Genomic DNA, 25,360 nt, shown 5'->3' on the forward strand with positions numbered 1-25,360 from the left:
TCGTTTCAGCCCGTTCGGCCTGCTTTTGCAGAACCGAAATCATGCCGTCCAGTTCTTCCTTCAGCGTTTCCAGCGCAGGGAAAAATGGGCTGGACGGTGCGATCTGATTGACGGCGAGACGCACGATATCCTGCGGGAAGGTCAGGCGCAAATCACGTGCCGCCTTCTCAACTCTACTCACGACACCTGCCCAGTCAGCGCCGCCACGCGCATGCGACAAGCCTTCCGCCAACACGTCGCGGCATAGCTCCATCACCTGGGAAGTGGAAATCGTATCACCGAAAAACAGCGTCGCCGTCTCCGGCAACTGGTGCGCCTCATCGAAAATAATCGTATTAGCCGATGGCAGCAATTCGGCCACGCCGGTATCTTTCAACGCCACGTCGGCAAAGAACAGATGATGGTTGACCACCACTACATCAGCCTGCTGCGCTTCCTTGCGCGCCTTCATCACGAAGCAATCCTGGTAATACTGACACTCGGCGCCCATGCAGGTATCGCGCGTGGACGTCACCAGATTCCACACCAGCGCGGTTTCCGGGACTTTCGACAGTTCGGCCTTGTCGCCCGAACTGGTGGTTTTCATGAAGCGGGAAATTTCGCGCAGATAACCGACATCGTCACGCGAAGTCAACCGGCCATTCTGCAGCGTGCGTTCCAGATGAAAATGACAAACGTAATTGGCACGGCCTTTAAGCAAGGCGACCGAAACCGGCGCGCCCAAAGCTTTGCGCACAGTAGGAATATCGCGCAGGAAAAGCTGGTCCTGCAGATTCTTGGTGCCGGTCGAAATGATGACCTTGCCACCCCACAGCAGCGACGGCACCAGGTAGGCAAAGGTTTTGCCGGTACCCGTACCAGCTTCCGCGATCAGGGTATTTTGATTGGCAATCGCATGCGCGATGGCCTTGGCCATTTCGGTTTGCGACTGGCGCGGGCGAAAACCGCCGACCGCATGGCCAAGCGGACTGTCAACACCAAACAGCTGATCGATTTCGGCATCGTGTGTGGCGACTACAGGCAATGCAGAAGATTCGGCAGTCAAGATAAGTGCTTTGGAAATACGTTAAAAAACGGGGATTCGATGCCGGCAAGGCAGACGCACAACAGATCAATCATCAGCAATGCACAATCAGGCCGGAATATCCGGCACCAGTTGCATCTTGAGCAGGGTGATATTGTCTTTCAACTGCAGTTTGCGCTTTTTTAAACGACGCAATTGTAACTCTTCATGCCGCCCGTCACGGATCAGGGTTTCAATTACCTGATCCAGATCGCGATGCTCGACTTCAAGTTCAACAATGCGTTGATGAATGGCTTGCGGAGAACTCATGGTCATATTGTCACTCTTGGCAATGCTGCGTTCGATGGATGTATCCGATGAATCAATACAATGGATGCATTCCCTAAGCCCAACGTCCGGGGACGTACCCATGCGCTGATGCCAAAATATCTACAAAAACAACGGATTTCACATGGAGGCACCATGTATCACATCGCTTCAATCTATTAGTCTTTATGCCATAAAGACTATCTGTAAAACTGGCTGTATAAAATTCTTACAATTTAAAAAGCATGCATTTGACTGTATGCAGACCCTGCATGCAATAATCAAACGCAACAAACTCACTGCATAGTTTAATCCACCCAGACGTATGAGCCAATACAAGATAGAAGCAGGAACCGGCCAGCATATTGGCGATCGCGAAGAACAACAGGATAGAGCCGCATTATTCGCCGCTCCCAAGGCGCCCGGCTATATGCTGGCAGTCGTGGCCGACGGCATGGGAGGCCTGTCCGGTGGCGCACTGGCGGCGGAACAGGTCATCAGCACCGCACAACAAATTTTCGAGCGCTTTTCACCATTGACCGATACGGTGGAAGACATTCTGCACACCATTGCACACGAAGCCGACACTGTCATCAAACTATCGGCCATGTCTTCCGACAAGAAACCGCACAGTACTGTTGTTCTTCTGATCATCACGCCGCAGAATTCGGCAATCTGGGCGCATGCAGGCGATTCACGGTTGTACTCTTTCGACGGACCGAACTGCACCAAACGCACCATCGATCATTCATATCTCGAACAGTTAAAAGCCGAAAACAAGCTGGATGAAAAAAAAGCCAGGGATCCCTTGCTGGCCAATCTTCTGGTCAGCGTACTCGGCAGCAGCAGTAACGATTTCACCTTGAGTCTCAACCGGCGTGACGGCCTGAAAGCCGGTGATTCCTTCCTGCTCTGCACCGATGGCCTCTGGCAGTATTTCAGTGAAGCAGAACTGGGAGCCGCCATTGCCATGAACACCAGCCGCAAGGCATGCGAAATGTTGATCAGCAAGGCACGTGAGCGAGCAGCCGGCGGCAAGGCAGACAATTGCACGCTGGCCATCGTCAAGCTCGTCAAGCCGGCCAAGGAAGTCAAGGATTACACTGTCAAGAAAATGCGCAGCGCCGTCTGACTCCGGCAGCAAACGCCGGCAAGCGCAGAATTTTCTGCGCAGATTGATTTTTTACGGAAACTCTTTCCGCTCTGCTCCAGTCTGAACCCCAAGGGGAAGGCAGGCAGACGATTACATATTTTTGACGCTCCGGTCCAGACTGTGCAATGGCACAGCATATCTATTTCCTCTCTTGAATCGATGATCATTTAAAAAGTCCATGCATTGAAAAAACCGTTGCGCTCATACTTCAATTTCGACAGCTTGCGCGTCCGCTTGCTTGTACTGGTGTTGCTTGCCATTGTGCCGCCCGTTATCCTGACCGTGTACGGCGCATGGAAAGAAAGACAACAAGCCATACACATGGCGGAAGACAATCTGCAGCAACTGACGCAACTGGCGGCCACCAGCGAAGCACGTTCCATCGAAGGTGCACAACAATTATTAAGTGTGTTGTCGACCATACCGGAACTGCGCGGCGACGTAAAAACCTGCAACCAGTTTCTCGCCGACATCCTGAAAAAAAATGAAGGCTATGTCAACTTCGGCCTGGCCCAACTGGACGGCAACATCAGTTGCAGCGCCGTGCCGCTGGGGGGAAAACCCAACCTGGCTGGTCGCGCACATTTCAAGCGCACGATACAGGAGCGTACATTTGCAGCCGGCGACTATGTGTTTGGCAACGTCTCACGCAAACACGCGATCAATCTGACCTATCCCGTGTTCGATAATAACGGCGCCGTGCAAGCAGTCATTTTTGCCGCGCTTGATTTGAGTCACCTCGATCGCTTTGTCAGCGATATAGCACTGCCTGAGGGCGCCGTACTCATTACTGCCGATGGCAACGGCACCATTATCGCCAGACGACCCGATCCTGAAAAATGGATAGGAGCACGCGCCTCGCAAGCCTTGTTTGACGTCATGATCAAGGTCGGTTTCGGCACCTCTGAATTGACCGATAGCGACGGCATCACGCGCTTGCATGCTTTTGCGCCGGTCGGCACCAACAACATTTCCAACTTCAAAGTCAGCATCGGCATTCCGATCAAGGACATCGTTGCTCCCGCCAACCATCTGCAAATGATGGAACTGAGCACCCTGGCCATCATCGCCTTGCTGGCCTTGCTGGCCGCCTGGTTTGTCGGCGACGTGATTATCCTGCGGCGCGTCAAGGCGCTGGTAAGAACAGCAGATGAAGTCGCTGGCGGCAATCTGGATGCACGCACCAACATCAAATACGGCAAGGAGGAAATCAGCCAGCTGGCGCGTGCTTTCGACAGCATGGTGATATCGCTGCAACAGCATGAATCCGACCGTGAGTTGTCGCAGGCGATTCTGTTCGCGGAAAAGGAACGCGCGCAAGTCACGCTGGAGTCGATCGCAGACGCCGTGATCGCCACCGACAAGCTGGGCAATATCGAGTACATGAATCCGGTTGCAGAAACGCTGACCGGCTGGAGCAATATTGAAGCAGTCGGCCTGCCCTCTACACGCGTATTCAAGATTCTCAACGGTTACACACGCGAACCGGTATTGAATCCGGTCGAGCTGGTGCTGCAACAGCAAAGCAATGTCGAGCTGATCAAGGACACCGTGCTGCTCAGTCGCGACGGCACCGAATACGCAGTGGAAGATTCGGCCGCACCGATACGCAATCGCGAAGGTGTGATCATTGGCGTGGTGCTGGTGTTCCACGATGTCAGCGATTCCCGCAAACTGGCGATCCAGTTGTCGCATCAGGCGGCACACGATCCTCTGACCGGTCTGTTCAATCGCCGCGAATTCGAGCGCCGGCTGGAGCTGGCAATCGAGACGCTGGCGCGGCAATCCAAGCAGCATGCGCTGTTGTATCTCGATCTGGATCAATTCAAGATCGTCAACGATACCTGCGGCCATAGCGCCGGCGATGAGCTGCTGCGTCAGATCACTGCACTATTGCAGCCTTTGGTGCGCGACAGCGATACGCTGGCACGTCTGGGCGGCGATGAGTTTGGCGCCTTCCTCGAAAACTGTTCACCTGAATCGGCAATCCGCATCGCGGAAAAACTGCGGCAGACAATTTGCGATTTTCATTTTGTCTGGCAAGACAAAATATTTCCGATCGGCGTCAGTATCGGCCTGGTCAATTTCAATACCAATGCATTGTCCTTGCCGGATCTGTTGAGTGCGGCCGACACTGCATGCTATGTCGCCAAGGATGCGGGCCGCAATCGCGTACATATTTATCGCCCGGAAGATCATCAACTGGCGGCCCGCGAAGGAGAAATAAAATGGAACGAGCGTATTCAAAAAGCGTTTGAAAATGATCGCTTTCATCTACTCGCTCAACGCATCGTCAACATTCGCCCCGGCCGGAAGGATTTTTCTTTCGATGAATTGACCCTGGTCATGGCAGACGAAGCCGGCCGGCTGATTCCAACCTCCGCCTTCCTGCCTGCGGCGGAGCGTTATCATTTCATGCCCACCATTGATCGCTGGGTGATACGCACCACTTTTGCGCAGCACGCTGCAAGCATTCGCAATACGCGCGACGCCCATCCGCACATGATGCTGATCAGAGTTTCCAGCAACTCCCTGGACGATGAAAGCTTCGTCGATTTCATTCAGGAACAGTTCACCCATTACGCATTGCCTTACCAGGCAATCTGTTTTGCCATTGCAGAAACCACCGCCATCACGAACCTGACGCGCGCACTGCATTTCATAGGGAAACTGAAACCGCTCGGCTGCCAGATTGCGCTCGACGATTTTGGCAGCGGCATGTCCTCATTTGCCTACCTCAAGCATCTGAATGTGGACTTCCTGAAAATAGATGGCAGCTATGTCAAAGGCATGGCAAACGATCTGGTCGACTGTGCCAAGATTGAAGCGATACAAAATATCAGCAGCGTGATGGGCATTGAAACCATCGCGCAAAACGTCGAGGATGACATCACTCTGGACAAGTTGAAAAAAATCGGTATCGACTATGCGCAAGGCAAGGCCATCAGTCCAAAAATTTCGTTTTATCCACCTGCCGGCAAGCAGCAAGCATCATAAAAAATCCTGCTGCACACAATCTATTGCATGCAGCAGGATCAGGAATCCTTCAATTCAGGATGACTGCGATTGCCGATGCCTTATCTTTTTGCGAACAATAATCCGAGCAGCAAACCGACACCAGCCGACAGTGTCACCGCCCGCCATGGATTGTGATGCACATAGTCATCGGTGGACACTGCCACTTCCTTGGTTTTCGCAACTGCAACGGCCGGCACTTCTTTCGCAGCGGCGATGGCAGAGTTGAAAAACTCTGCACATTTCGCACTCAATTCGCCGTTTTTCTGCATGAACGTTTCTTGTGCTTCACGCGCCATTTTCCTTGTGTCCTGCGACAATGCTTTCAGATCGTCGCTAACAGCTTCCACTCTTGCTTCTGCCATGTTGATGCTCCTTAAAGTCAGTCATACGCGGATTGAAATACACGAAAACACGGCACCTGTTCAGGCACACTATCTCCGAACGTCATTAATACTATGTTGCAGTACGCACGTGATCGCGCAAATTCTTGATGGCGTCATGATGTTGGCGCACACCCCGATACTGGCGTTCGATCACGGCCTTGACATCCAGAGGCAAATCTTTTTCAAGCGCGCGCCTGTAGCTTTTGACAGCAACGTCTTCACCGCGTTCGCATTCGTTCAGTACCGCTTCATCTCCCTTGCCCATGATGGCTGTCTTGATGTCTATCCAGCGGCGATGCAATGTACCGCTCATACTGCTTTTACTCTCCGGATTGCCGCCGCGAGCAATGACCAGAGCCTTCAATTCCTGATCAGCTTTGGCGCAATCGGCAGCGAAGGCCAGAAATGATTGCTTGAGTTGCGTATCGCTGATGTCTTCAGCGCAGCTTTTAAAACCCTCCTCGCCATCCTTGCAGGTTTCAATCAGATTATTCAGGGTAGAGATTACGTCGTCCTTCATCATATTTCCTTTCAAAACATCACGTCTTTAACGCAGGTTTAATAGCGCAGGAAAGCTTGCAAACCAGGATTGAAATGCCGTTCGCACCATCCAATTTCTCGGTAAAAAATACAAGGATTCTGTCAAGCCTCTGTCACGAAATTCGCCGACAACTGATGTACCGAGATTGACATTTACTATGAAGAAAAGCCGCCTGCATCTCTGTTCGGCAACGCACACAGAGACATCATGCGCGTATCTTCATCAGTGTTTCAAGATAGACAATCCGCTGGATATTTACCATCTAAACTTATGCAAACTATTGCAACACGTGCGGTGAATTTCCGATGAGCAAGGTACAATGTTTCCGTTCATGCAGCGTCATGAAAAACATTCTTTATTCGCATTGTCGTCGTGTTATCAGTTATTCAAATTCAAGCATTACTTTGACAACGCGAATTGTCGTTCTACCAACTCATCTTTCCTCATGAGTTCTGGTCATTGGTTTTGGTGCGTATTCACTGTTTGTCTGGCACAGCTTTCCTGCTGCATCCGATGTTTGCCATGAGGACAACAATTTCCGTATCGTTTTATTTGCTTGATATTGAATGCATGAAGCTTCCATTATGTTAACAGCGTACTACGCCGCACATTACGATACCCTGCTGGTTCTCATCTCTTTGCTGGTCGCCATTCTCGCGTCTTATACCGCATTGAATATGGCCGAACGGATCAATGCAACCCAGCACAAGGGTGCGGTCTTGTGGCTGACCGGCGGCGCATTTGCGATGGGCGTCGGCATCTGGTCCATGCATTTCATCGGCATGCTGTCGTTTCGCCTGCCGATTGCTCTGGGCTACGATTTGACACTGACGATCGCTTCGCTGTTCATTGCGGTTGTGGCTTCCGGTTTTGCACTGTGGCGCATCAGCCAGCCCACCTTGCCTATCATGCAGTTGAGTGTGAGCGCCTTGTTGATGGGTATCGCTATCGCTGCCATGCACTACACCGGCATGGCGGCTTTGCGCATGAGGCCAGGCATTGAATACGATCCGCTGCTGTTCTCGCTCTCCATACTGATCGCCATCGCAGCCTCGGGGGCTGCGCTATGGATAGCCTTCACCTTGCGAAAAAATCGGCCGCACATGAAACGCGCACGCGCGATGGCTGCAGTTGTGATGGGTGCGGCAATCATCGGCATGCATTACACCGGCATGGCGGCGGCGAATTTTCCTAAAGGCAGTATTTGTAGTGCTGCAAGTGAAGGCATTCATCCCGACTGGCTGGCGCTGGTCGTCATTATCGTGACACTTTCAGTGCTGGCAATTGCATTGCTCACATCGGTGCTCGATACGCGACTCGAATCGCAAACCAGTCTGCTGGCAAAATCGCTGGCTGTCGCCAATCAGGAATTGACTGAACGAGCCTTGCAGGACAATCTGACCAAGCTGCCGAACCGAACCCTGCTGGAAGACCGTCTGAATCAAATCCTGCACAAGGCAAAGCGTACCCAGACCCGTTTTGCTGTGATGTTTATCGATCTCGACGGCTTCAAGGCAATCAACGACTTTCTCGGTCACCATATCGGCGACATGCTGCTGATTGAAGTTGCACAGCGGATTCGCGATAGCATCAGGGCGCAGGATACGGCGGCACGTCTGGGTGGCGATGAATTCGTTTTGCTGATTGAAGTTGCAGAACCGGAAGATGCGGCCTCGGTAGCAGACAAACTGTGCAACATCATCAATCAACCGTTTGTCATTGGCCACCATACCCTGGGTGTGTCAGCCAGTATCGGCATCACCATTTATCCGGATGACGGCGAGACTCGGCACGACTTGCTGGTCAATGCCGATGCCGCGATGTATCACACCAAAAGCACCGGGCGCAACGGCTATCACTTCTTTGAAGCGTCGATGAATACCAATGCGCATAATCAGTTGCAAGTGATACAGGATTTGCGTCTGGCGCTGGAAAACAGGGAATTCCGCCTGCACTACCAACCCAAATTCAGCGCGCAAGATGGCTCTGTCATCGGCGCGGAAGCGCTATTGCGCTGGGAACATCCGACACGCGGCATGGTTGCACCCGACGACTTTATTATGCTGGCAGAAAAAACCGGCTTGATCGTACCTATAGGCGAGTGGGTATTGAATGAAGCCTGCCGTCAGATGCGCATATGGCATGACGAAGGAAATCCGCACTGGAAAGTGGCAGTGAACTTGTCAGCAGTTCAGTTCAGCAACGACCATCTGATCGAACTCGTGCAAACCACATTGGCGCAGAACGATTTTCCCGCGTCCGGCCTGATCCTCGAAGTAACCGAATCGACCGCGATGCACGACGTCGAAGCAAGTCTGACGATACTCGACGCACTTGCCGGTTTGGGTATCGATATTTCCATCGACGATTTCGGGACCGGCTATTCCAGCCTGCTCTATCTGAAACGTTTGCCTGCCACAGAACTGAAAATCGATCGAGGTTTCATACACGATCTGGCGCAAGGCAGCGATGACTCGTCCATCGTTGCGGCAATCATAGCGTTGGGACGTTCGCTGAATCTACGTATCGTTGCGGAAGGCGTCGAAACGGAAGCACAGCAGGCCTATTTGACGACACTGGGATGCGATACGATGCAAGGTTATCTGATGGGTCGGCCGATGGCACCGGATCACTTTATGGATGTCATCAATACTGCCGCGTTGATGGCGGAACAGAGCATATTTTTATCCAACAAAAATACGCCTTCAGCTAATCCTTCAACAACAATACAATAACTGAAATCCGTGCTTATCCAGGGCAATGCGCAATTGCAATGAGTTCATTCAGAACTGCCGTGTAATGCCAGGATTCAGTTTCATGTAAAACGGCATATGCCGAAAAATCGCTCATCGCGCTGCTGCCATCATCATGCATCTCGACAGCAAGCGCCTCAGGCAACATCGGCGACCAGGCGACGATCATGATGGTCGCTGCGACCGTAAAAATGACAATGACGATGCTCGCCCACATCAGGCTCATCGAGTGCGATTTGCTTGCCTCCATGCTATCCCCTTTCACCGTGCGCACCGGCATCCATCCCCCCGCAGTTGACTGATCCTATGCCCGTCCTTTTTAGTCGATCTGTACGTTTGCGCACGTAAGCAGAGTATTTTTTCTGTGGCGGCAGCAACAATCCATAAAAAAAGCCTTGCGTCTCAGCAAGGCTTTTTTACAGCACTACGACATTACCGCATACAGCGCACCCGACACGCAGATACGATGAATGTGCTCCGGATTTAAAGCTGGGGATTGAGCTTTTCTATCTTCGAATGCAATTTATTCAGCGCAGAGATATAGGCCTTGGCCGACGCAACTACAATATCCAGATCGGCGCCCACACCATTGACGATACGTCCGGCTTTCGATAAGCGCATCGTGACTTCGCCTTGCGATTCCGTACCAGTAGTAATCGCATTGACTGAAAACAGCAGCAATTCCGCACCGCTTGCCACCTTGGATTCGATCGCATTGACAATCGCGTCAACCGGACCATTACCCTCGCCCTTGCAGGTTTCTTCCTTGCCACCGATCGAAAACACCACGCTGGCAGCAGGCTTGGTCGTGCTGGACGATTGCTGTGTCAGGGAAACAAAATTGTAGTACTCGTGCTCATGCGATTGCTGCTCATCCGATACCAGCGCCATGATGTCTTCATCAAAGATCTCAGACTTGCGATCGGCCAGTTCCTTGAAGCGTATGAATGCGGCATCCGTATCCGCAGCCGATTCCATCGTGATCCCCAATTCCTCAAGACGCTGCTTGAAGGCATTGCGGCCTGACAGCTTGCCCAGGACGATTTTATTGGCAGTCCAGCCCACGTCTTCGGCACGCATGATTTCATAAGTGTCACGTGCCTTCAGCACCCCATCCTGATGAATACCCGACGCATGTGCAAACGCGTTGGCGCCCACTACCGACTTGTTCGGCTGCACGGCAAAACCGGTGATCTGCGAAACCAGTTTGGACGTCGGCACGATCTGCGACGCATCGACGCCTATATCCAGATTGAAGTGGTCCTTGCGCGTACGCACGGCCATCACGATTTCTTCCAGCGCGGTATTACCTGCGCGCTCGCCCAAACCGTTGATCGTGCATTCGACCTGACGTGCACCGCCTATCATCACGCCGGCGAGTGAATTGGCGACCGCCATGCCCAGATCGTTGTGGCAATGCACAGACCAAACCGCCTTGTCGGAGTTCGGAATACGCTCACGCAAGGTCCGCAGCATATTGCCGTACAACTCAGGCACTGCATAACCGACTGTATCGGCAAAGTTGATGGTCGTTGCGCCTTCCTTGATCACGGCTTCAATCACGCGACACAGAAAATCCATGTCCGAACGGCTGCCGTCTTCCGGGCTGAATTCGACATCATCGGTAAATTGCCGTGCATAACGCACTGCGATCTTGGCTTGCTCGAATACCTGATCCGGTGTCATGCGCAGCTTTTTTTCCATATGCAACGGCGAGGTCGCAAGGAAAGTATGAATCCGCTTTCTTTCTGCCGGTTTCAACGCCTCTGCCGCACGCGCGATATCTTTATCGTTGGCGCGCGACAGGGAGCAGACCGTCGCATCCTTGATGATGCCGGAGATCGCGTGTATCGATTCAAAGTCGCCTTGCGAGGCCGCGGCAAAACCGGCTTCGATAATGTCGACCTTCAAACGCTCAAGCTGTCTGGCAATGCGGATTTTTTCATCCTTGGTCATCGACGCACCTGGCGACTGTTCGCCATCACGCAAGGTGGTATCGAAAATAATCAGTTTGTTTGAATCGACTGCCATATTGCACTCCTGAGCCAATGCTCATGTTTAAATGAATTGCACCTGTCTGAACAAGACGGTGCCAAATTATTCCTGCATCAATGCTCGTCGTGTTCGGTTTGTATGATGCTGACCGGCCGGCCTTTGGCCAGACGCCAGAAATAAATCGCATAACCGGACAAGCCATACAGCACGAACAGGCCGAACAATACCTTCGGCGGATCGCCTGCAATCGCCACGAACGCCAGCACGATCACGAAAATCGCGATGAAGGGCACCGATTTACGGTAGTTGATGTCCTTGAAACTGTAGAACGGCACATTGGTCACCATCGTCAATCCCGCATACAGCGTAATGGCCCACGCCGCCCAGCTCAATTCGTTACCGGCATAGCCAAGATCCTGCATCAACCAGATGAAACCGGCTACCAGCGCGGCTGCAGCCGGGCTGGGCAAACCCTGGAAGTAACGTTTATCGACCACCGCGATATTGGTATTGAAACGCGCAAGGCGCAAGGCACCGCCGGCACAATACACAAATGCTGCCAGCCAGCCGAGCTTGCCCAGATCCTGCAGTGCCCAGATATAGGCGACCAATCCCGGCGCAGCGCCGAACGACACCATGTCCGCCAGACTATCGTATTGTGCGCCGAATTCGCTTTGCGTATTCGTCAGGCGCGCTACACGGCCATCGATTGCATCCAGCAGCATCGCGGCAAAGATGGCGATTGCGGCATGATCGAATTTTTGGCCCATGGCCATCACGATCGCATAAAAACCGCAAAACAATCCAGCCGTGGTAAACGCATTCGGTAACAGATAGATGCCGCGTCTGCGTCCTTTGGGTGCCGGTGCAAGTGGCTCGCCCTCCTCTTCATGCAGCGGCGTTTGTGGGCCACGTGCGAGCTTTCCCAGAGGTCGTACCCGGGGAAAATTGGAATTATTGTTTTTCGCTTTTCGACGATTGAAACTTGGCATGCGCATCCCGTCTTTAAGTGGCGGTTTTTGATGAAAAATCAGGAATTGATAGTGTATCAGACGGGCAATGTCCACGGCAGTCTGCAGGCCGGCAGTGCCAGATAAATCCCCTCTCCTTCAAAATGCAAAAATCGCATTGCATGCGCTGAATGCATGCAATGCGATCGGTAGTGAAACAAGTGCTGTGGAGATAGAAAATGTCAGCAGAAGTCGCAATGAAGCTCGCAGTCTTGAAGGCGTACATCGTTTGCATCCAGCCTCAAGAGCGTTTCAATGCCCTTTCATGCCAGCTTCAGGTTTGATCCCAGTTCAACGGAATTTGACTTTACCCACGACGCGCATCGTCAACGTTGTTTCTCCCGGCTCAAAACTGGGTTCCTCGACTTGCGCCACATCAGCCGACATAGCCGCGGCCCGCATCATTTTTGGCGCAGCAGATTCCTGCGCATAATTACCTGATCCTTCAAAGTCTATCGTGTCCAGCACCGCATCAGCCGGATTGCGCCCCATTGCGCGCGCAATCGCTGCGATGCGTTCCGTCAGGTTTTTATACGTTGCATCTATACGTTGTCCATCCAGTTTTTTGGCAGCCGTATCGCTCAGGCCGAATTGCAGGCCATTCATGGCCAGCACGCGCTGCGCAGCAGCAACGGTTTTAGGCAGGCTAGTCAGATTATTCGTTTTCACTTCCAGATACTGCCCAACGCGCCAGCCGCTGGGTTGCCGCACCTTGTTCGCCTCGTTATTCGTCTGACGCGGCTGCACTTCCGGATAGACGGCATAGGTGTAATAGCCACGCGTACTCAGCACTGCCGATGGGTCCTCCTTGCGGACAATCTCCATCCCCTGCTTCATTTTTTGATTCACCCGCGAGGCTGCAGCAGCTTTGTCCTTGTCCTGCTCCTCTATCATCAGCGTCAGACGCGCTTCATCGTTAGCCTGTTTGACTTCGCCAAATGCCGGAACGATCAGCAAGGCACCACTGGTCTGAATAGGCACTTGAGCAAATGCCGTCGCACTGACAGCGACGCAAGCCAAAGCGAGAATGGAAGATTTTAATCGTGACATCATGGTTCTCCAGGGATAGGTGCACAGCACCTGGGTTATGGCAGAAAAATCGCGCATTGTTGTGACTGACAGGAAACATGTTAGTTCTTGTCAGCCGGCAAGGAGTACATTTTTTATGCAACTAAATGTAAACGAAAAAAGCTGCATCGAAGTGCAGCTTTTAGCTTGAGCGCGGCATACGCTTGCAAGCGCATGCCGTTGATACCCTACCTTGATGAGAGTTAGTTCTTCGATTGATCGACGAGCTTGTTCTTAGCAATCCAAGGCACGTAAGGGCGAAAAAAAAAAGCCACGCATGTGCGTGGCTTTTCGACCGAGCGCGGCATGCGCTTGCAAGCGCATGCCGGATGATGCCCGGCTGTATTGTTACAACCTTAGTTTTTCGATTGATCAACCAATTTGTTTTTAGCAATCCAAGGCATCATCGCGCGCAGTTTTGCACCGACTTGTTCGATGTCGTGCTCTGCATTCAAACGGCGACGGGAGATCAGCGTAGGTGCGCCAGCCTTGTTTTCCAGGATGAAGCTCTTCGCGTATTCGCCGGTTTGAATGTCTTTCAGGCATTGACGCATTGCATTTTTGGTGTCTTCGGTCACGATGCGTGGGCCGGTGACGTATTCGCCGTATTCTGCATTGTTCGAGATCGAGTAGTTCATGTTGGCGATGCCGCCTTCATAGATCAGATCAACGATCAATTTCAGTTCGTGCAGGCATTCGAAGTAAGCCATTTCCGGAGCGTAACCAGCTTCGGTCAATGTTTCGAAACCAGCTTTGATCAGTTCAACCGCGCCACCGCACAGAACAGCTTGTTCGCCGAACAAATCGGTTTCTGTTTCTTCACGGAAGTTGGTTTCGATGATGCCGGCACGGCCGCCGCCGTTAGCCATTGCGTACGACAAGGCGATGTCGCGTGCGACGCCGGATTTGTCCTGGTACACAGCGATCAGGTGAGGCACGCCGCCGCCTTGCGAGTAAGTACCGCGTACGGTGTGGCCTGGTGCTTTTGGCGCAACCATGATCACGTCCAGGTCAGCGCGTGGCACGACTTGACCGTAATGCACGTTGAAGCCGTGCGCGAATGCCAGCACAGCACCTTGCTTGGCGTGTGGAGCAACGTTTTCGTTGTAAACCTGAGCGATGTTTTCGTCCGGCAGCAAGATCATGATGACGTCAGCCGCTTTAACAGCGTCGTTGACTTCAGCAACATTCAAACCTGCATTTTTAACTTTGTCCCATGAAGCGCCGCCTTTACGCAGACCGACTGTGACTTTGCAGCCGGAATCGTTCAGGTTTTGTGCGTGTGCATGGCCTTGCGAACCGTAACCGATGATGGCAACGTTTTTACCTTTGATCAGCGACAGATCACAATCTTTATCGTAGAAAACTTTCATGATGTTCCTAAATGGTGTTGTTGGTGTGAATATATGAACTACATTAAACTTTGAGTATGCGCTCGCCGCGACCAATGCCGGAGCTGCCGGTACGGACAGTTTCCAGAATCGCCGTGCGATCGATGGACTCGATAAACGCGTCGAGTTTGGTTTTATTACCTGTCAACTCAATCGTGTAAGTCTTGTCCGTGACGTCGATGATACGACCACGGAAAATATCCGCTGTTCGTTTCATTTCTTCACGTTCTTTACCGACCGCGCGGATCTTGATGAGCATCAGCTCACGTTCGATAAACGCACCTTCGGTCAAATCGACCACTTTGACCACTTCGATCAAACGGTTCAAATGCTTGGTGATCTGTTCAATCACCTCATCCGAGCCGCTGGTGACGATCGTCATGCGCGACAAGGTTGCATCTTCGGTCGGCGCCACGGTCAGGGTTTCAATGTTGTAACCGCGCGCAGAGAACAAGCCCACTACGCGTGACAGGGCACCCGCTTCATTTTCCAGCAAAACAGAAATGATATGTCGCATCACAGATCCTCCGAACCCAGCAGCATTTCAGTCAAGCCCTGACCTGCCTTGACCATAGGCCAGACGTTTTCGGTTTGATCAGTAATGAAATTCATGAATACCAAACGGTCTTTCATCGCGAACGCTTCTTTCAGCGAACCTTCCACATCGGCTGGCTTGTCGATCGTCATGCCGACATGGCCATACGCTTCAACCAGTTTGTCGAAATCAGGCAGCGAATCCATATACGATTCGGAATAGCGCGATCCGTATTCGAGTTGCTGCCACTGACGCACCATGCCGAGGAAGCGATTGTTCAACAGAATGATCTTCGGTGTCAGATGATATTGCTTGCAGGTCGCGAGTTCCTGGATACACATCTGGATCGATGCTTCACCAGTAATACAGGCGACGGTCGCATCCGGATTGGCCATCTGCACACCCATCGCGTACGGCAAGCCCACACCCATCGTGCCCAGACCACCGGAATTGATCCAGCGACGTGGCTTGTCGAATGGATAGTATTGCGCTGCCCACATTTGATGCTGACCGACGTCGGAGGTAATGAAGGCATCGCCCTTGGTGACGTCCCAAACTTTCTGGATCACCGATTGCGGCTTGATGACGGTCGTCGAGTTTTCAAATTTCAGGCAATCGCGTTTACGCCACTCATTGATCTGCTTCCACCAGCTCGAAAGCGCGACGCTGTTCGGTTTGGCTTCGGCAGCATCGAGTTGTGCAAGCAATTCAACCAGCACTTCCTTGACGTTGCCGACAATAGGAATGTCAACCTTGACGCGTTTCGAAATCGACGACGGGTCGATATCGATGTGAATGATCTTACGTGGATTCGACGAAAAGTGTTTCGGATTGCCGATCACGCGATCATCGAAACGCGCACCGATCGCAATCATCACGTCCGAGTGCTGCATCGCCATATTGGCTTCGTAAGTACCGTGCATGCCTGGCATGCCGACAAACTTGTCGCTGGATGCGCGATACGAACCCAGACCCATCAGTGTGTTGGTACAAGGGAAGCCGAGTTTATCGACCAGTTGCGTCAGTTCTTCCGACGCATTTGCCAGAATCACGCCACCGCCGGTATAGATCATCGGACGCTCGGCTTGCAGCAACAGTTGCACCGCCTTGCGGATCTGCCCGGTATGTCCCTTGTCGACCGGTTTGTACGAGCGCATCTCGACTTCTTTCGGATACGAGAAAACGCATTTGTGCATGGACACGTCTTTGGGAATATCGACCAGCACCGGGCCTGGACGGCCGGTAGTGGCGATATAAAACGCTTTTTTCATCGTCGCCGCCAAATCCTTCACATCCTTGACGAGGAAGTTGTGTTTGACGCACGGACGGGTAATCCCCACGGTGTCGCATTCCTGGAATGCATCCAGGCCGATACCATGCGTAGGCACCTGACCTGAAATGATCACCATCGGAATCGAATCCATATACGCAGTTGCCAGACCGGTGACCGCATTGGTCACGCCGGGGCCGGAGGTCACGATGGACACGCCGACTTTTTTGGAACTGCGGGAATAGGCATCAGCAGCATGTACGGCCGCCTGTTCATGGCGTACCAGAATGTGCTGGAATTTGTCTTGATTGTAGATCGCGTCGTAGATGTACAGTACTGCGCCGCCAGGATAGCCGAACACATGTTCGACACCTTCTTCAGCCAGACAGCGAACGACGATTTCTGCGCCGGTCAGCTCTTCGCCGACGGCATTGTTTGTTTCCGAGGTCATGCTAACGTCCTTTCAAGGTCCATTGGAAATTGATCGGATGCTCTCTCCTGACGAAACCGCGTCTTGAGCAGTGCTGGGGCGTCCCTTTTTTGTGCGGTCACGTCGATTCGTCACACATCTGTGAATGTGCTTCAAACAAACGCTTAACGCGACTCGTTCGGCCGGAGTTACTGCTGTGATACTGCGGATTTCTCGCGCTTGTGGCGCGGGTTAGAGCAAACAGCTTTCAAATTTTGAAGCGCGTCTCCCGGCAATATTGCATCATGCGCAACACGCAGAAAGACCATAGTACCCTTTGAGATCGCAAAGGGACTAATACGTTACTGCGTCGCACCATTTCGGTCAAGTGAAATTCATTGCAAGGCGCTTGAAACCAGGGATTTTGCGCAAAAATGCCCGCAAACGAGGCTTTTTTGCTAGCATGCCTGCAGTTTGAAAAAGTGATTGTCCAATTTTTGTCGAGACATCGAATCCAGCAACATCTTCGGCAGCGCACTAATGAATGCGCTGCATCCAATGGCAACTGATAAAGAACTTTCGGATTTCCTTGCAGACGTCGAACGACGTGCGTTCAAGCAAGCCCTGTACGCCGTACGCAAGGACGAATCCGCATTCGATATTGTGCAGGATGCCATGATCAAGCTCGCCGAAAAATACGGCGACAAGCCGGCGGCCGAACTGCCGATGCTGTTTCAGCGCATTCTGCAAAATACCATCCGTGACTACTTCCGGCGCGAAAAAGTGCGCAGTTCATGGATCAGCCTGTTTTCCAGTTTTGGCAACAAGCAGGAAGACCAGGAAAACTTCGATGCCATGGATATGGTCGAAGCAGAGGAAGGCAGCTATGGCGCCGAGACCGGCCTGGGCAAGCTGGAACGCAAACAAGTCCTCCAGTTCATAGAGCATGAAGTACAAAACCTGCCGGCGCGTCAACGAGAAGCCTTCCTGATGCGTTATTGGCAGGATCTGAACGTGGCTGAAACTGCTACCGCCATGGGATGCTCCGAGGGAAGCGTGAAAACGCATTGCTCCCGCGCGACACACACCCTGGCTCAGGCATTGAAAGCCAAAGGAATTTACTTATGAAAACGAAAGAACTGGATCTGGCGTATAAATTACGCCATGCACTGGACGAAAGCAGCAACGACTTACCGCAGAACATCTGCGAACGACTCGCATCTGCCCGCAATATTGCCCTATCTCGCAAAAAAGCGGAATCCACGGCAACAGTACTGGCACCGCGTGCAGCCTTGGCCGGTGCTGCTCATCGCGCACCTTCGACCCACAACCGATTTGCCTGGATAACGCGCATGGGTGTGGCCGTGCCTTTGGCAGCTCTGGTTTTTGGTTTGATGGGTATCTATCAATTCGAGCAACGTCAACAAATCATTGAAGCTGCCGCCATCGATGCAGAAGTACTGACCGATGACCTTCCAATATCTGCTTATCTTGATAATGGCTTTAATGCATTTCTTGCCAAGGGAGAGGATTAGGCATGAAGGCATGGATTTTTTCCTTGAAGACTAGCCGTCTCGGGAAAATCGCTGCAGCGTTGCCGCCTATCCTGCTGGCCGGTGCGGTACACGCCCTGCCTGCTCCTGTGTCCACTCCTGCCCCTGTGCAGACGCTGCAACCCGCTGCAGTAGTTACGCCGCAAGCAGCGCCGCAGCAAGCCGCCAAACCAGCCGTCAAACCACGCGCCAACACCACTGCCAAATCGGAGTGGAATAAATTAAACCCGGCACAACAACGTGCCCTTGCACCACTGGCCGGAGATTGGTCCAGGCTGGATAGCTTCCGCAAGGAAAAATGGCTGGAACTCGCCAATCGATTTGTTTCCATGCCGCCGGAAGAACAAGCGCGCATGCAGGAACGCATGCGCGACTGGGTCAAGCTATCGCCGGAGCAGCGTCGTCTGGCGCGTGAAAGCTATACGCGTGCGAAGAAACTGAATGCGCAGCAAAAATCCCGGCAATGGGAGGAATATCAGCAATTGTCGGAAGAGAAAAAGAAACAGCTGGCAGCCACCGCCAAACCGAAAAAACCGCTTGCCAATCCACCGCGCCAGCATGTCGGTAAAGACCCGTCCATAAAAAAATCACCGCAACTCGCTATCTCTGCACAACAGCCCTTGCCTACCGTAGAAACAACGCAATCTCCGGCAGTGTCTTCCGTCCCGTCTACGCCTTGAGTGAATTGTCTACCCCCATGCAATTTGAGTTATCCGACACACCCACCATCAAACGCCGCCTGACCGCCATGATTTATGAAGGCGTGCTGCTATTCGGTATATTGGCAATTGCGGATCTTCTGTTTGCATTAATTTTTCAGCAACGTCACGCACTGTATCTGCGTCATGCGGCGCAATACTGGCTGTTTATAGTCATAGGCGCGTATTTCATCTGGTTCTGGATGCATAGCGGGCAAACGCTGCCAATGAAAACATGGCGCATGCGTCTGGTAACGCTGGATGACAGGCAGCTGTCCTTCAAGCATGCGCTTGCGCGCTATTTCCTCGCATGGCTATGGTTTGTCCCTGGCCTCGCCATTGCATGGGTGCTGGATGCCAAGGAATGGAGTGCCATCGCAATTGTGCTCGCCAATATCCTCGCCTGGGTACTCACGGCCCGCCTGCATCCAAGCCGGCAATTCCTGCATGACCGCATTGCCGGTACAAAAATCATTCAGCTCAACAAAGCCAAATAAGCAGATGCAGACGTGAGCCACGCCTGCATCCACTGATCCATTTCAGCACACGCCCGACAGGTCGCCATGCTGGCAGAAAATTCAGGCCCGTATCTCAGAGGCAATACCACTCGTAGTACTTCATTGCCCTATAATTGATTGCACTTCCGGCATTTCCATCTGATGGATGTCCATGCCAGACCAGACGTTTTTGTTTAACCTGAACGGAGAAGTCACATGGTAAAGAAAATGAAGAAATCTACTGGCAATCAATTACATAACGGTGTGCATGCTTCCGCACAGCAGATATGGCAAGCAGGCCTGGATGCATTTGCGAAGACACAGAAAAAAGGCGGCAAGGTTATTTCCAAACTCGCGAAGGATAGCTCCAGCCTGCAGAAACGCACGCGCCAGATCGCCGAGGATCAAGTGTCCGATGTATCAGCAGGCTTGCACAAAATGAGCGGCCGCGTGAGCAAGCAGGCAGCCGAATCCTGGAATAGCCTGGAGCAACTGATAGAAGAAACCGTCACACGCTCACTGACCAGTCTCGGCCTCTCGACACAAAATGAATTACTAGCGCTGCATAAGCGTATCGATGCCCTGATCAAACCGGTCAGCAAAAAAACTGTCGCAAAAAAAGCAGCTAAAAAAACCTCCGCCAAGAAAGCTGTCGCAAAAAAGACCGTCGCCAAGCCGGCAGCAAAAAAGAAAGTCGCTGTAAAGAAAACTGTCACACGCGCAGCAAAAAAGACAATCCGATAAACTGCCAGACAAACATCGGCTTCAACCAGCAGCGGGATTGCGCCACGCGCAGCCCGCTTTTATTTTTCGTAATTTGAATATCTTCCTTTAACAATGAAATCCCTTTGTGTCTATTGCGGCTCCTCTTTTGGCGCCAAACCGGTGTATGCAGATGCTGCACGCACTCTGGCCGGAGAAATGGTCAAGCATGATATAGCCCTGGTTTACGGCGGTGGCAACGTCGGTTTGATGGGCGTCATTGCAAATGAAATCTTGCATTTGGGCGGCACGGCAACCGGTGTGATCCCGCAAGCCTTGCTGGACAAGGAAGTCGGGCACAAGCAATTGACGCACTTGCATGTCGTCAAGGACATGCATGAGCGCAAAGCCATGATGGCGGAATTATCGGATGGATTCATTGCCATGCCGGGCGGCATCGGCACACTGGAAGAGTTATTTGAAATTCTGACCTGGTCGCAACTCGGCTTTCATGAAAAGCCGGTTGGAGTATTGAATGTCGACGGTTTCTACGACGGCCTGATCGCCTTTTTGCAAAACCAGGTCGCGCAAGGTTTTGTAAAAGCCAATCAGGCCGCATTGATGATGCACGAGAAAAATGCATCCGACTTGCTGCATAGACTACAGACGTTTATTCCTCAACCAAGCACCAAGGTGCTGGATGCGCTCGCCGCTAAAACGCTGTTGCCCTGACAAGGAGATTAAACGGCATCCAGCGCCTGGCGGAAATCCTCCACCAGATCGTCCGTATCTTCAATGCCTATCGACACGCGTATCAAGGATTCTGCAATCCCCATGCTGGCCCGACGCTCTGCACCCATTTCATAGAAAATCGTATGCGCAACCGGGATCACCAGTGTGCGCGTATCACCCAGATTGCTGGCCGACACGCCCAATTTCAGGCGATTCAGATAATCGAAACAATCGATGCCGTCTTTCAGCTCAAAACTGAACAGGCTGCCGTAAGAACGAAATAACTCGGTGGAAATCGCATGTTGCGGATGTGATTTCAAACCCGGGTAATACACGGCTGCCACGCGCTCATCTGCTTCCAGCATTTGTGCCACTGCCAGCGCATTCGCACATTCGCGATCAAGACGCAGCGCCATCGTTTCCGAACCAACCGCCAGGTGATGCGCCGCTTCCGGCCCGAGCGAAGCGCCGAAATCGCGCAGGGATTTTGCGCGTATCTGCGAGATGCCCCATTGCACGGTCGGATAACGTTTATACGTATCGAAGATATTCGGGAAACGCGACCAATCGTACAAACCGGTATCCGTCAGGCTGCCACCCAGCGCATTGCCGTGACCACCAATGGATTTGGTCAGCGCATTGATGACGATGCTGGCCCCTACCGACTTCGGCTGAAACAGATAAGGCGAGGTCATTGTGTTATCAACAATGTAGACAATACCGCGCTCCGCACACAACTTGCCTATGCGCGCCAGATCGGCGACTTGCGTACGCGGATTGGCAATCGTTTCAACAAACACGATACGCGTTGCCGGCGTGATCGCCGCTTCTACGTGTTTGACATCGGTCGCGTCGACCATGGCAATATCAATACCCTGCACGCCTACCGTTTGCCACAAGCTGTTGGTATTGCCGAACAAAAAAGCCGACGACACGACATGATCACCTTCGCGCAACAAGGCTTGCGTGACTGCAGCAATGGCCGCCATGCCGGTCGCAAAACAGATCGTCGCAAAACCGTCTTCCATCTTGTTGACCTTGTCTTCCAGCGCCGCCACCGTCGGGTTGCCTTGCCGTCCGTAGCGATAACCCGGCTGCTTGCCCTGAAATACCGTCGCAAGTTCGCGCGCGTCGTTGTAGCCGAAAGTCACCGAGGTGTGGATCGGTTTGTGCAGGGAGCCATGCTCAATCGTTTTTTGGCGATCGCTATGCAGCGTGGTAGTGGTAAAGCCGTATTTTTTAGAGTCAGTCATCGTAGTCAATTCGGGATGCCAAATAAAAAAGCCTGCGTGCGCACCAGGTGCGCAAAGCAGGCATCAATACACATCAATGAGCAGAGTGATTAATCTACCTGCGCCAGATTCAAGTTCAGTTGCGAGCGAATTGCGTCGTCTGTTTCCGGTTTCGGATTATTGCGTGCAAATTCGATGCGATCCAGATAATCGCGCGAAATATCACCAGTCACGTAAATACCGTCAAAGCACGACGCTTCCAGACTCTTCAACGCCGGGTTCACGTCAGAAATGGAGCGCTTCAATGCGTCGATATCCTGATAGATCAAGGCATCTGCAGTAATTTCACGGCATACTTCCTCATCAGTTCGACCATAGGCGATCAGTTCTGCACGTGTCGGCATATCGATGCCATACACGTTCGGGAATTTTACCGGTGGCGCAGCAGAGGCGAACATTACTTTTTTCGCACCGGCTTCACGCGCCATTTGCACGATCTCGCGACTGGTGGTGCCACGCACGATCGAATCATCAATCAGCAACACATTCTTGCCCTTGAATTCGGAGCCGATCGCATTCAATTTCTGGCGTACCGATTTGCTGCGTATCGCTTGTCCCGGCATCAGGAAGGTGCGACCGATGTAACGGTTCTTGATGAAGCCTTCGCGATATTCAATATTGAGCTTGTGCGCCAGCTCCATCGCTGCAGGGCGCGAGGAATCCGGAATCGGCATCACGACGTCGATATCGCCCAGCGGGAATTCGCGTGCGATTTTTTCCGCCAGATACTCGCCCATCTTCAAACGTGTTGCATACACCGAAGCGCCATCGATAATCGAATCCGGACGCGCAAAATAAACGTATTCAAATGCGCAAGGATTCAGCGTCGGATTCTCTGCGCATTGCTGGTTGTAGAGCTTACCTTCGATATCAATGAAAATTGCTTCGCCCGGCAAGACATCACGCAGGAAACGGAAGCCCAAACCTTCAAGAGCAACCGATTCGCTGGCAACCAGATATTCGGTACCTTTATCGGTTTCATTGAAACCGATGCACAGTGGACGAATGCCGAACGGATCGCGGAAAGCCAGCAGACCGTAACCGGCAATCTGTGCTGTCACCGCATACGAACCGCGCACCCGCTTGTGCACCATCGCCACTGCTTTGAAAATCGCTGCCGGATCGAGCGAGTAACCGGTCGTCGCCTGTTGAATTTCATGCGCCAGAACATTCAGCAACACTTCCGAATCGGAGGTCGTGTTGATATGACGCCTGTCATTCTTGAACATCTCGATCTTCAACTGTTCCCAGTTGGTCAGATTGCCGTTGTGCGCCATGATGATGCCGAACGGTGCATTGACGTAGAACGGTTGTGCCTCTTCCGCGCTGGACGAGCCGGCTGTCGGATAACGGACCTGGCCGACACCCGAATTGCCGAACAGCGAACGCATATTGCGCGTGCGGAAGACATCCCGCACCAGGCCGTTGGCCTTGTGCATGCTGAATGTATTGCCGTTATCGGTTGCGATACCGGCAGCATCCTGACCACGATGCTGCAACAGCAGCAGCGCATCATAGATCAATTGATTGACAGGATTGTGAGAAACGACGCCAACAATGCCACACATGGTGGACTCCTCAACTAGAACAAATTAAAACTGCGAATGTAAAGCCTTGAATTGAAACTTCGATTCAAAACTTGATATGTCGTGCAAAATCACCCGGCAAGAAAGGTTTGACCGTCAATGCTGCGGTTTCCGCCAGCGGACTGAACAAGGCCTCTTTCCAGAAATTCTGTTGCGGGATCGCGGTCATGCCGCATAACAACACGCCAGCCAGCACGATCAGCAAACCACGCGCCAGGCCGAACAAGCCGCCTAGGCCACGATCTGCCAAAGCCAAACCGCTTGCCTTGACTACCGCATCCAGCGCCATCGTCAGCAAACCCATCAGGATGCGTACACCGATGAACAGGACGATGAAACCAACTATCAGGCGCGTCGTATTGCCAGGCACCATATCCGGCAGCAGTACCGCCAACGATTCACCATAGGCGTTGGCGACCACAAATGCCACGATCCAGCTTAATAAGGACAGGATTTCCTTGACCAACCCACGCAAGGTACTGATAACGATGGAGCAGATCAGTACAAACAAAACCAGGTAATCAAAAATCGTCACTGTCGATTTACTTTAACGCGGATTCAGCTATCACGCCGGAATCAGTTTTGCATTCAAACCGATCTTGACCAGTTTGGCACGGGCTTTTTCAGCTTCCGCATTGTTTGCAAACGGACCTATGCGTACACGTATGCGCTCGCCGGATTCGGTCGCCACTTTTTGCGTGTACGACTTCAAACCGGCACCCTGCAATTTCTTTTGCAACTCATTTACCTTGTCTTGCGAGGCCAATGCCGCGACTTGCAACACGACCTTGCCGGCAGCTTTATGCTCGGTGACGGCGTTCGATTTACCCTCCAGAATCGCCCGTGCACGTGCAGCTTCATCCGAATGATCTGTCTTTGCTACGGTTGGAGGGGTCGTTGCTACTTTTGGTTCTGGCAATTCGGCTTTCACCACAGGGACTGGTGCCGGTTTCTTTTCAGCCTCGATCGCTTTTACTTCGGTTTTTACCTCTGTTTTCGCTTCTGCCTTCGGTGCAGGCGCGGCCGCTTCCATCACTTCTTCCTCAGGATTGAGCGACTCTGCCAACGGTTCGCGACTTTCCTTTTGCACAGCAGCTTTACCTTGCGCAAGCGGCACCGGCGTATCTTTGGATGGAATTTGAATGGCGATATCGTCGGCCAGAGGCTTGGGCTCGGAGTCCAGGATCATCGGCAAACCAATGATGGCAGCCAGTACCAGAGCAATCGCACCAACCAGGCGTCGGCGCGCGCGTTTCTTTTCCGGCAAGACCGGATCGACCGCTTCTTCGCGCTTGCTGCCTTGCCTGCCGCTTTGCCTGCGATTGCTGCGGCCGGCGGGTATTGCTTCATCGGACTGCGAATAAAAATCGCTGTTGCCGACCGACGATTCCTGCTGATTTTTACGAAGAAACGAGAACAAGCCCATACGATATAGTGTGAAATT

24 protein-coding genes are annotated in these 25,360 nt (G+C 52.4%); 9 read left to right on the forward strand and 15 right to left on the reverse strand.

Annotated elements, in window-relative coordinates:
* Positions 1 to 1,045, reverse strand: a 1,045-nt coding sequence (locus tag ABWP27_RS04195) for an ATP-dependent DNA helicase (protein ID WP_353153788.1), incomplete at its 3' end; no start/stop codon positions are given.
* An 87-nt stretch (positions 1,046 to 1,132) separates the two neighbouring features.
* Positions 1,133 to 1,333 (reverse strand): YdcH family protein, encoded by a 201-nt coding sequence (locus tag ABWP27_RS04200; RefSeq protein WP_353153791.1) that lies wholly within the window; start codon positions 1,331 to 1,333, stop codon positions 1,133 to 1,135.
* 322 nt (positions 1,334 to 1,655) lie between these two features.
* Here ABWP27_RS04200 and ABWP27_RS04205 point away from each other — a divergent pair, with 322 nt between their 5' ends.
* Together ABWP27_RS04205 and ABWP27_RS04210 are read left to right on the forward strand one after the other, a co-directional pair.
* Positions 1,656 to 2,462, forward strand: coding sequence for a PP2C family protein-serine/threonine phosphatase (locus ABWP27_RS04205; protein ID WP_353153794.1), 807 nt, complete (start codon positions 1,656 to 1,658; stop codon positions 2,460 to 2,462).
* A gap of 204 nt (positions 2,463 to 2,666) precedes the next feature.
* Positions 2,667 to 5,480, forward strand: a complete 2,814-nt coding sequence (locus ABWP27_RS04210) for an EAL domain-containing protein (RefSeq protein ID WP_353153796.1) — start codon at positions 2,667 to 2,669, stop codon at positions 5,478 to 5,480.
* 80 nt (positions 5,481 to 5,560) lie between these two features.
* Here ABWP27_RS04210 and ABWP27_RS04215 read toward each other — a convergent pair whose 3' ends face one another.
* Both ABWP27_RS04215 and ABWP27_RS04220 read right to left on the reverse strand, forming a co-directional pair.
* Complete coding sequence (locus ABWP27_RS04215; protein ID WP_353153798.1) at positions 5,561 to 5,863, reverse strand: ElaB/YgaM/YqjD family protein; 303 nt, start codon at positions 5,861 to 5,863, stop codon at positions 5,561 to 5,563.
* A gap of 91 nt (positions 5,864 to 5,954) precedes the next feature.
* Positions 5,955 to 6,404, reverse strand: a complete 450-nt coding sequence (locus tag ABWP27_RS04220; RefSeq protein WP_353153800.1) for a ferritin-like domain-containing protein — start codon at positions 6,402 to 6,404, stop codon at positions 5,955 to 5,957.
* Positions 6,405 to 7,009: 605 nt separating this feature from the next.
* Between ABWP27_RS04220 and ABWP27_RS04225 the strand changes: the two genes are divergently transcribed.
* Positions 7,010 to 9,160 (forward strand): putative bifunctional diguanylate cyclase/phosphodiesterase, encoded by a 2,151-nt coding sequence (locus ABWP27_RS04225; protein WP_353153802.1) that lies wholly within the window; start codon positions 7,010 to 7,012, stop codon positions 9,158 to 9,160.
* 13 nt (positions 9,161 to 9,173) lie between these two features.
* Here the strand turns inward: ABWP27_RS04225 and ABWP27_RS04230 are convergent, their stop codons facing one another.
* The 7 genes from ABWP27_RS04230 to ABWP27_RS04260 form a co-directional block, all read right to left on the reverse strand.
* Positions 9,174 to 9,428, reverse strand: a complete 255-nt coding sequence (locus ABWP27_RS04230; protein WP_353153804.1) for a hypothetical protein — start codon at positions 9,426 to 9,428, stop codon at positions 9,174 to 9,176.
* 233 nt (positions 9,429 to 9,661) lie between these two features.
* Complete coding sequence (locus ABWP27_RS04235; protein ID WP_353153806.1) at positions 9,662 to 11,209, reverse strand: 2-isopropylmalate synthase; 1,548 nt, start codon at positions 11,207 to 11,209, stop codon at positions 9,662 to 9,664.
* A gap of 77 nt (positions 11,210 to 11,286) precedes the next feature.
* Positions 11,287 to 12,165: a CDP-diacylglycerol--serine O-phosphatidyltransferase gene (gene pssA / locus ABWP27_RS04240; RefSeq protein WP_353153860.1), complete on the reverse strand. Its 879-nt coding sequence runs from the start codon at positions 12,163 to 12,165 to the stop codon at positions 11,287 to 11,289.
* A 309-nt stretch (positions 12,166 to 12,474) separates the two neighbouring features.
* On the reverse strand, positions 12,475 to 13,233 hold the full coding sequence (locus ABWP27_RS04245; RefSeq protein WP_353153808.1) for an SIMPL domain-containing protein: 759 nt from the start codon (positions 13,231 to 13,233) through the stop codon (positions 12,475 to 12,477).
* A gap of 374 nt (positions 13,234 to 13,607) precedes the next feature.
* Positions 13,608 to 14,624 (reverse strand): ketol-acid reductoisomerase, encoded by a 1,017-nt coding sequence (ilvC, locus tag ABWP27_RS04250; RefSeq protein ID WP_353153810.1) that lies wholly within the window; start codon positions 14,622 to 14,624, stop codon positions 13,608 to 13,610.
* Between the two features lie 43 nt (positions 14,625 to 14,667).
* The gene (gene ilvN / locus ABWP27_RS04255; RefSeq protein ID WP_011870749.1) at positions 14,668 to 15,159 is read right to left on the reverse strand and encodes an acetolactate synthase small subunit; all 492 of its coding nucleotides are present in this window, start codon (positions 15,157 to 15,159) and stop codon (positions 14,668 to 14,670) included.
* Complete coding sequence (locus tag ABWP27_RS04260) at positions 15,159 to 16,898, reverse strand: acetolactate synthase 3 catalytic subunit (protein WP_353153813.1); 1,740 nt, start codon at positions 16,896 to 16,898, stop codon at positions 15,159 to 15,161. The genes ilvN and ABWP27_RS04260 overlap by 1 nt, the downstream gene beginning before the upstream one ends.
* Positions 16,899 to 17,414: 516 nt before the next feature.
* On the opposite strand from ABWP27_RS04260, the gene ABWP27_RS04265 reads away from it, so the two are divergent.
* The 6 genes from ABWP27_RS04265 to ABWP27_RS04290 all read left to right on the forward strand — a co-directional run bounded on the left by ABWP27_RS04265 (position 17,415) and on the right by ABWP27_RS04290 (position 21,038).
* Positions 17,415 to 17,984 (forward strand): RNA polymerase sigma factor, encoded by a 570-nt coding sequence (locus ABWP27_RS04265; RefSeq protein ID WP_353153816.1) that lies wholly within the window; start codon positions 17,415 to 17,417, stop codon positions 17,982 to 17,984.
* Complete coding sequence (locus tag ABWP27_RS04270; RefSeq protein ID WP_353153818.1) at positions 17,981 to 18,391, forward strand: DUF3619 family protein; 411 nt, start codon at positions 17,981 to 17,983, stop codon at positions 18,389 to 18,391. Before ABWP27_RS04265 ends, ABWP27_RS04270 begins: the two co-directional genes overlap by 4 nt.
* Positions 18,392 to 18,393: 2 nt before the next feature.
* Positions 18,394 to 19,089 carry a DUF3106 domain-containing protein gene (locus ABWP27_RS04275; RefSeq protein ID WP_353153820.1) on the forward strand — a complete coding sequence of 232 codons (696 nt, stop codon included), beginning with the start codon at positions 18,394 to 18,396 and terminating at the stop codon, positions 19,087 to 19,089.
* Positions 19,090 to 19,106: 17 nt separating this feature from the next.
* Positions 19,107 to 19,604 carry an RDD family protein gene (locus ABWP27_RS04280; protein ID WP_353153863.1) on the forward strand — a complete coding sequence of 166 codons (498 nt, stop codon included), beginning with the start codon at positions 19,107 to 19,109 and terminating at the stop codon, positions 19,602 to 19,604.
* A gap of 228 nt (positions 19,605 to 19,832) precedes the next feature.
* Complete coding sequence (locus tag ABWP27_RS04285; RefSeq protein WP_353153823.1) at positions 19,833 to 20,348, forward strand: phasin family protein; 516 nt, start codon at positions 19,833 to 19,835, stop codon at positions 20,346 to 20,348.
* A gap of 93 nt (positions 20,349 to 20,441) precedes the next feature.
* Positions 20,442 to 21,038 carry an LOG family protein gene (locus ABWP27_RS04290; RefSeq protein ID WP_353153825.1) on the forward strand — a complete coding sequence of 199 codons (597 nt, stop codon included), beginning with the start codon at positions 20,442 to 20,444 and terminating at the stop codon, positions 21,036 to 21,038.
* Between the two features lie 8 nt (positions 21,039 to 21,046).
* Here the strand turns inward: ABWP27_RS04290 and ABWP27_RS04295 are convergent, their stop codons facing one another.
* The 4 genes from ABWP27_RS04295 to ABWP27_RS04310 form a co-directional block, all read right to left on the reverse strand.
* Positions 21,047 to 22,291 (reverse strand): cystathionine gamma-synthase family protein, encoded by a 1,245-nt coding sequence (locus ABWP27_RS04295; RefSeq protein ID WP_353153828.1) that lies wholly within the window; start codon positions 22,289 to 22,291, stop codon positions 21,047 to 21,049.
* An 89-nt stretch (positions 22,292 to 22,380) separates the two neighbouring features.
* Positions 22,381 to 23,898, reverse strand: a complete 1,518-nt coding sequence (purF, locus tag ABWP27_RS04300; protein WP_353153831.1) for an amidophosphoribosyltransferase — start codon at positions 23,896 to 23,898, stop codon at positions 22,381 to 22,383.
* Positions 23,899 to 23,962: 64 nt separating this feature from the next.
* Positions 23,963 to 24,451: a CvpA family protein gene (locus ABWP27_RS04305; protein ID WP_353153834.1), complete on the reverse strand. Its 489-nt coding sequence runs from the start codon at positions 24,449 to 24,451 to the stop codon at positions 23,963 to 23,965.
* Between the two features lie 30 nt (positions 24,452 to 24,481).
* Positions 24,482 to 25,342: an SPOR domain-containing protein gene (locus ABWP27_RS04310; protein WP_353153836.1), complete on the reverse strand. Its 861-nt coding sequence runs from the start codon at positions 25,340 to 25,342 to the stop codon at positions 24,482 to 24,484.
* Between the last annotated feature and the right edge of the window lie 18 nt (positions 25,343 to 25,360).

Origin of the sequence: Herminiimonas fonticola, from assembly GCF_040395855.1 — a bacterium.
Taxonomy (GTDB): Bacteria; Pseudomonadota; Gammaproteobacteria; order Burkholderiales; family Burkholderiaceae_D; genus Oxalicibacterium; species Oxalicibacterium fonticola_A.